The sequence below is a fragment of the Streptomyces sp. NPDC020362 genome (assembly GCF_040642095.1).
GTDB lineage: Bacteria > Actinomycetota > Actinomycetes > Streptomycetales > Streptomycetaceae > Streptomyces.
The window spans coordinates 1-2,759 of the sequence record NZ_JBFAET010000417.1 but is presented as its reverse complement, the minus strand read 5'-3'; the positions used below and the strand labels follow the sequence as shown (position 1 = coordinate 2,759).

At 72.1% G+C, this 2,759-nt stretch carries 3 protein-coding genes; all 3 read right to left on the bottom strand.

Annotated elements, in window-relative coordinates:
- Positions 1 to 1,988, bottom strand: a 1,988-nt coding sequence (locus AB0H32_RS47700) for a M14 family zinc carboxypeptidase (protein WP_361135818.1), incomplete at its 3' end; no start/stop codon positions are given.
- A gap of 391 nt (positions 1,989 to 2,379) precedes the next feature.
- Positions 2,380 to 2,481, bottom strand: coding sequence for an ALQxL family class IV lanthipeptide (locus tag AB0H32_RS47695; RefSeq protein ID WP_361135815.1), 102 nt, complete (start codon positions 2,479 to 2,481; stop codon positions 2,380 to 2,382).
- A gap of 6 nt (positions 2,482 to 2,487) precedes the next feature.
- On the bottom strand, positions 2,488 to 2,759 hold a 272-nt coding region (locus tag AB0H32_RS47690), incomplete at its 5' end, for a hypothetical protein (protein WP_361135812.1).

Genomic DNA, 2,759 nt, shown 5'->3' with positions numbered 1-2,759 from the left:
AGGATCAGCGCACCGGAGATGATCGCGTCGCGCTCGGAGGCGCTGCGCAGCTCGCGGGCGACCCGCTGCCCCCGGCCCACGGTGACCTCGGTGCTCCCCACGCGGTGCCCGCCGAGGTCCTGACAGGTCAGGGTGTACGCCTCGGTGGGGCCGTGGACGGTGGGCAGCGGTGACCGGAAGTCGACACGGCCCGTCCAGGCGTCCGGGGCGGCGGGGTCGGCCTGCTGGAAGTCGACCACCACGGCGGTGTACCGGCCGGGCGGCGGGTCGAACAGGACGACCTGCTGGGAGTCGGTGTCGCCCACCACCGACTCGCCCACCGTCTTCCCGGCCGGGTCCAGGACGTACAGGTCCCATTCGGTCCTGCGTGACCTCCAGTTGACCGACACGGTCATTCTGCCGTTGTCGGCCCGTGGTGGTCCCTCGACGGTGAACGGGACCCGGTCCGCCGCCGGATTCGTGGGGTAGTCGGTGTTCACCGGTGGCAGGTCGGGCGGGTGTCCGAGGAGGACCGTCGGCTGGACCGGTGCCTGAGCCCTTCTTCCGTACCGTCCCGCCACGTAGGGCCGGGTGGAAGGGTTGACCGACCAGGTGAACCCACCGCCCGGGGCGAGCAGTGTCGAATCGAGCGTGTCGGCCACCTCGAGCGGCGGCCCCTGCGAACCGTCCGGCCGCCGGACGGGTGAGGTGGGGGTCCGGAAGGTCTTGTGCAGTCGCAGCCGGTATCCGCGCGGCGCCGTACCCGTCAGCGTGGCGTGTGCCGCCGGGTCGGCGGTGTCGGCGAGCATCTCCAGCAGTGCCGCGCGGTTGCCGCCCTTTCCCGCACCGGCCGCCGGTGCCGTACCGGTGTACTCGGCCACCACCCCGTCCGCGTAGGGGGGATGGGCCGTTCGCGGGCCGATCTCCAGGGTCAGGCCGAAGCCCCCGGTGGCCCAGTACGACCAGTCCTCCGTCATCCCGGTCGCCTCGTACAACTCCCGCGCCGGTTCGCTGCGGTAGCCGTTGTGGGAGGCGAGCCGGTCGCCCAGGGCCCGGTACGCCGGCTCGTCCAGCGGCGGCTGGGTGTCGTTGGAACCCGGCGGGCGGACCACGAGGTTGCCGTAGGTGTGCAGGCTCACCAGGTCGGTGACCTGCCGGGTGGAGACGAGGGAGCGCACATTGCGGGTCTCGGGCTCCGAGAAGGGCGCCGAGCCGCGGTAGTGGTCGTCGTCCCACACAGGTGAGGCTCCGGCGCCGCCCCAGAAGCCTGCGTAGTTGCGGTTGAGGTCCACCCCGCGGATCCGGCCGGCCGGGTTGGCGCGGCACGGCCCGGTGCGGTCCTGCGGCGGCGAGTCGGCGGTTTGGCAGTTCTTGCGCTTGTCCTCGTAGTCGAAGCGCGAGAAGTCGCCCCTGGGCGGCGCTGCGCGGGAGACCGCGAAGCCGTCGGGGTTGACCACCGGCACGATGATGCTTCGGGTCCCGCGTACCAGCGCATGGATCCGGGGATCGGTGCGGTAGCCGGAGATCAGCTCGTACGCCCATTCCATGGCGATCTCCCCGCTGGGCCACTCGGAGGCGTGATGCAGGCCGAGGGTCAGCATCACCGGCTTGCCGTCCTCGGTCCGGGCCGGGGCGGTGGCCACTTCCACCCCGGACACCTCCCGCCCCTCGGCGGTGAGGTAGGGCAGCGTGATCGAGGTGACAAGGGACGGATGGGTTCGGGCGAGGTCCTTCAACTCGTATTGGTATTCGTACAGTTGACGGTACGTCGTACGGCCGGAGGGAAGCGCGGAGCGTGCCGCCGGTGGGGTGGCAGCGGGGCGGGCGGGGGCGGACTGCCCCTGCCCGGGCACGACATCGACACCCAGCGACACCGTCCCGGCCCGTCCGGCGTAGAGGCAGCCCTGCACCACCAGCCGTTGCCCCCGGGTGACGGTGCCCTCGGCCAGCTCCCGGCTGTGCGGCCCGGACGAGGCGTCGACCAGGATCCCGCTGGCCTTGTCGAACACGGCCAGATCCCAGTCTCCGGTCGGGCCGCCCCGTGGTGTCAGCCGCGCCCGCAGTACACCGTCCGACGGCGATGTCACCTCTTGCACCGAGACGCCCGGAGCACCAGGGCGGAGCACGGCCGAGTAACAGGGCCGGGGGACGGCCCGGTCGGTCATGAGCACGCCCCGGCCAATGGGGGAGGGACCGGCTGCCGCCGCCGGCGCGGACGCCGGTGCCGGCAGACCGGCCAGTACGACGACCCCCGCCCCCACGGCGAGGACCGGCCGCAGTGCTCCGCCACGGCTCCACCGTGTCCGCATGGTCTGGCCCTCCCGTATGTCCGGTCGGATGTGTCGGTCGGTCACCGCCTTCGTCGGGCGAAGGCGGTGACCTGGCTGCCGGCCGCGGCCGTCAGAAGGTGCTGCAGCACGTGCCCTTTGTCGGCTCGGGCCATGCGCCGCTCTCGGGCTCCTCCTGCTCCAGAACCTGCAGGGCGTTCACGTCGAACTCCATTGTCATTCACCCCCTTTCGTCATCCTGGTCATCGGCCGGTACTGGTGTGGCATGCGCCGCATCCGCACCGGAGTCCTCGGGTTTTGCTGCCGTCAGCGACCGCGGCAGCCACATCCGCGGGCCACCGTGCGCGAGGCGTGACAGGAAGGCGACCACTCCGGAAAGCCCGGTGTTGAAGTCGGCCCACACAGCCGTGCCGGTGTCGTCCGGGACGACCATGCGCCCGTCCCGCAGGACATGGCGGGCATGGATGCCCGCCGCGAGCTCCGCGGCCCAGC